The organism is Arthrobacter sp. TB 23, assembly GCF_000294595.1.
In the GTDB taxonomy this organism is placed as follows: Bacteria; Actinomycetota; Actinomycetes; order Actinomycetales; family Micrococcaceae; genus Arthrobacter_D.
Window position 1 is genome coordinate 1 of sequence record NZ_ALPM01000014.1, and the last position, 4,566, is coordinate 4,566.

Here is a 4,566-nt window from a genome sequence, read left to right on the forward strand (position 1 = left end):
GGCGGGGTTTCGCTGTCGGGATGACAGGATTTGAACCTGCGACCCCTTGACCCCCAGTCAAGTGCGCTACCAAGCTGCGCCACATCCCGATTGGCCGGCCAATGAAGGCCGAACCACCTGAAGAATCCTATCGCATGCCAGGCCTCCGGACGAACCAGACGAGCCGTAAACAGGTTTCTCAGGTAAAAACGGCCACCGGGCCAAGGATTGCCGCTAGGAAGCGGCAATCCTGACCTTGAGGGCCGTTCCTTGCTACTTCTTCTTGCCGCGCTTCTCGCGGACCCGCATGGCGACCTCGATGGGCGTTCCCTCGAAGCCGAAGGTCTCCCGCAAGCGACGCTGGATGAACCGGCGGTAGCCCGGATCCAGGAACCCGGTGGTGAAGAGGACGAACTTCGGCGGACGCGAGGAGGCCTGCGTGCCGAAAAGGATCCGGGGCTGCTTTCCACCGCGGACCGGGTGCGGGTGGGCAGCAACCAGCTCGCCGAGGAACGCGTTCAGGCGTCCGGTCGGGATGCGGGTGTCCCACGACTCGAGGGCCTGGTCCAGGGCCGGGGTGAGCCGGTCCTTGTGCCAGCCGGTCAGCGCCGAGATGTTCACGCGGGGCGCCCAGTCGACATGTGCCAGGTCCTGCTCGATCTCGCGCTCCAGGTACTTGCGGCGCTCGTCGTCCATCAAGTCCCACTTGTTGAACGCCAACACCAGGGCACGGCCGGATTCCATGGCGAGGTTGAGGATCCGGATGTCCTGTTCGCTGAGCACCTCGTCCACGGCCAGCAGCACCACTGCCACCTCGGCCTTTTCCAGGGCCGACTGGGTCCGCAGCGACGCATAGAAGTCGGCGCCCTGTGCCATGTGCACACGGCGGCGGATGCCTGCGGTGTCCACGAACCGCCAGACACGGCCGTCGAGCTCAATCATTTCGTCGACCGGGTCGCGGGTGGTTCCGGCCAGCGGATCCACCACTACCCGGTCGCTGCCTGCGAGCTTGTTCAGCAGCGAGGACTTGCCGACGTTGGGGCGTCCGATCAAGGCAACCCGACGAGGACCGCCGGAGCGTTCTAGTCCGCCGTGCGCCGAGAACTTCGGCAGCACCTCGAGCGCCTGGTCCAGCATGTCGCCGGTCCCGCGGCCGTGCAGGGCCGAAACGGGCCAGGGCTGGCCGAAGCCGAGACCCCACAGGGTGGCGGCGTCGGCTTCATTCTGGATGTCGTCGACCTTGTTGGCGACGAGAATGACCGGCTTCTTCTTCTTGCGGAGCATCTGCACAATGGCTTCGTCGGTGGCGGTGGCGCCAACGGTGGCGTCGACGACCAGCAGGACAGCGTCGGCCATGTCGACGGCGATCTCGGCCTGGTCGGCGACCCGGGCGTGGATGCCACGGGCGTCGTGCTCCCAGCCGCCGGTGTCCACGAGGGTGAACCCGCGACCGTTCCAGGTCGCTGAGTACATGACCCGGTCACGGGTGACGCCGGGGGTGTCTTCGACTACCGCTTCGCGGCGGCCGAGGATGCGGTTGACCAGGGTGGACTTGCCGACGTTGGGACGTCCAACGATCGCAAGTACCGGGTCGAGCTGCAGGGGCGCGTCGGGGTCATAGTCCTCGGGCTCCAACGCAAGCAGGGCAGCGTCTTCCTCGTCGAGGTCATAGTCGTCGAGTCCGGCCCGGAGGGACCGCGCGCGGATCTCGGCTTCGTCGTCGTCGATTCCGGCCAGGCGCTCCGCAATCGAGTCCTCGCCGGTCGGCTCAAACTCTTCTGCCCCTTCAATGTCAGGGCGGGCCTGGTTGTCAGTCATGAGTGCATTCCTTCGTTATCAGTGTGCAACGGTTCGAACGACGTCGAGCACAGCCGTGATGGTCTGCTCGAAATCGAGTTCCGATGAATCTACGGTAACCACGCCATCTGCGGCCTGGTGAAAATTGACGACTTTCGAGTCTTTGGTGTCCCTGCCGATGACCTGCTCCTGCAGCTGCGCGTCGGTCTGGGTGCCACCGAGCTGGTCGCCACGGCGGCGCAGGCGGGCGGCCTCGCTGGCGGTCAGCAGGATCCGCACCTCAGCGTCGGGGGCGACCACGGTGGTGATGTCCCGGCCCTCGGCCACGATGCGGTGCCCCGAGTCGGCGATGATCTGCCGCTGACGGCGGATCAGTTCGCTGCGGGCGCCCAGGGTGGTGGCCACCGCCGAAACGGCCTCGGAGACGCGCGGTTCGCGGATCGCGGCGGTGACATCTTGACCACCGACCGTCACTGACTCGGAGTCGGGACGGGTGCTGATATCCAGCTCGATCGTGCGGGCGGCGTGTTCGACGGCGGCGCCGTCACCCAGGTCCACCCCTTCCGCGAGGCAATGCCAGGTGACTGCCCGGTACATGGCTCCGGTGTCCAGGTAGGCGGCATGGAGTTGACGTGCAGCCTCACGGCTCACGCTGGACTTACCGGACCCGGAGGGCCCGTCGATGGCGACGACAAGGGACTTGCCGATGCGGAATAAGGAATGGGGGGTGTTCACTGGACCACTTTCCAACCGTTGGCGGTAAGGAATTCAAGGAGATCGTGCCGTTTGCCGGGCACCACCGAAATTTCGGCCATACCCACCTGACGCCCGGGCGAGTGTTCCAGCCTCAGGTCCTCAAGGTTAATGCCGGCGTCGCCAATCTCGGTGAGGAGCCGCGCAATCTGCCCCGGCACGTCATCGACGAGCACCGTCATGCGGGCGAACGCTTCGGGCGGGGTGCCGTGCTTGCCGGGGATGCGGGCCTGGCCCACGTTGCCCTCGGAAATCAGCTGGGCCATGTCGAGGCGCGAGCCTGCCCCCGTGGGATTCTCGAGGGTTCCGATCAAACGGTTCAGGTCCTCGCGCACCCCATACAGGATCTCGACCAGACGGTCCGCGTTCGCGGAGAGGATCTGCACCCAGAGCCGTGGGTCGCTGGCGGCGATCCGGGTCACATCGCGCAACCCATTGCCGGCCAGGGCCAGCGCGTGTGGTGGTGAATCCTGCAGCCTGCTGGCCACCAGCGAGGAAAGGACCTGCGGTAGGTGGGAGATCAGCGCGACCGACTGGTCGTGATCCTCGGCGCTCATGCGCGCGACGACGGCGCCCAGGTCGATGGCCAACGCTTCGGCGGTGCGGATGGCCAGGGCGGTGCTGTGCTCTGAAGCGCAGACCACCCACGGCATGCTGGTGAACAGTTCGGCGCTGGCGGCAACCGGCCCGGATTTCTCCCGGCCAGCCATCGGGTGGGTCCCCACGTAGCGGCCTAGCGCCGTGTCGTCGACGACGGTGGTCAGGTGGTCAAGCACCGAGGCTTTGACGCTGGCAATGTCGACGACGACGGCGTTCGGGTACTCGGTGAGCGCCTTGGCACTCAAGTCAGCTGTGACGTCCGGTGGCGCTGCGATGACGACCAGTTCCGGTTCGAACGTCTCGACCGGGTTCAGGGCCCGGCCCGCGCCAATATCCTCGGCCACCGCTTGGGTGGACGGAGAGATATCGGTGAGGACGACGTCGATCCCACGTGCTTTCAGCCCCAGCCCAATGCTGGCGCCCAAAAGCCCCGTGCCCACTATGAGCACGGGACCAGACAGGTGGGTGCCGCCGTTGTTAACGCCAGGCATGGTTTAGAGTCCCACCGCTGCCAACAGGTGTCCGACTTCCTGGTTGCCCAGGACACGAATGCTGCCCTGACGCTGGTCGTTGACCCGGATGGGGCCAACCTGGGTGCGGACCAGCCGCTCGACCGGGTGGCCGACAGCTTCGAAGAGGCGACGGACCACACGGTTGCGGCCCGAGTGAAGGACAACCTCTACCAGGATGTGTCCCGGGGTGGAATCGACGAGCCTGAACGAGTCGACGCTGGCGATGCCGTCTTCGAGTTCGATGCCCTCTCGCATCTGCGCGCCGATGCCGTGGGCCATGGGGCCGCGGACCTGCACCAGGTAGGTCTTGGGGACCTCGTAGGACGGGTGGGTGAGGCGGTTCGTGAGTTCGCCGTCGTTCGTCAGGAGCAGCAGGCCCTCGGTGGCGACGTCGAGACGACCCACGTGGAAGAGCCGCTCGTTTTCGTTCTTGTTCTTCAGGTAGTCACTGATGCAGGGACGGCCCTCGGGGTCCTCCATGGTGCAGATGACGCCCTTGGGCTTGTTGAAGACGTAATAGACCAGGTGGTCGTTGAGCTGCAGACGAATGCCGTCAACGTGGATGGCGACCTGGGTGGGATCGACCCGGACACCGAGATCGGTGACGATGGTGCCGTCGACCTCGACGCGACCGTCCTCGATCATTTCCTCGCAGACGCGGCGTGACGCCACTCCTGCCGAGGCCATGATCTTCTGCAGGCGCACACCGTCGGGGTTGTGGACGTCGAGCCGATCGACGGGCAGTGCCTTGGGGCCCTGTGCCTTGGGCCGACGGACCGGTCCGAGGCTCTGACCGAAGCGTTCCCTGCCGAAGGCCTTGGGACCGGTTGGCTTCTGTCGGTTGCCGCCCTGCTTGGCGCCGGCCTGCTTGGGGGTGCGGTTGGCGAAGGGACGGCCCTCGCCTGAACCCTCCGACGAACCGCGG

At 66.1% G+C, this 4,566-nt stretch carries 4 protein-coding genes and 1 tRNA gene; all 5 read right to left on the bottom strand.

All coding sequences use genetic code 11. The annotated features are described in order from the left end of the window. Window positions 1-15: 15 nt before the first annotated feature. Window positions 16-89: transfer RNA gene (locus tag B384_RS0101555), tRNA-Pro, on the bottom strand. A 163-nt stretch (window positions 90-252) separates the two neighbouring features. Next, window positions 253-1,797, bottom strand: coding sequence for a ribosome biogenesis GTPase Der (gene der / locus B384_RS0101560; RefSeq protein ID WP_019481386.1), 1,545 nt, complete (start codon window positions 1,795-1,797; stop codon window positions 253-255). Window positions 1,798-1,815: 18 nt separating this feature from the next. Next, window positions 1,816-2,511 (bottom strand): (d)CMP kinase, encoded by a 696-nt coding sequence (cmk, locus tag B384_RS0101565; RefSeq protein ID WP_019481387.1) that lies wholly within the window; start codon window positions 2,509-2,511, stop codon window positions 1,816-1,818. Beyond that, window positions 2,508-3,620 carry a prephenate dehydrogenase gene (locus tag B384_RS0101570; RefSeq protein WP_019481388.1) on the bottom strand — a complete coding sequence of 371 codons (1,113 nt, stop codon included), beginning with the start codon at window positions 3,618-3,620 and terminating at the stop codon, window positions 2,508-2,510. The genes cmk and B384_RS0101570 overlap by 4 nt, the downstream gene beginning before the upstream one ends. 3 nt (window positions 3,621-3,623) lie before the next feature. Next, the coding region (locus B384_RS0101575; RefSeq protein ID WP_019481389.1) for a pseudouridine synthase at window positions 3,624-4,566 on the bottom strand (943 nt) is incomplete at its 5' end.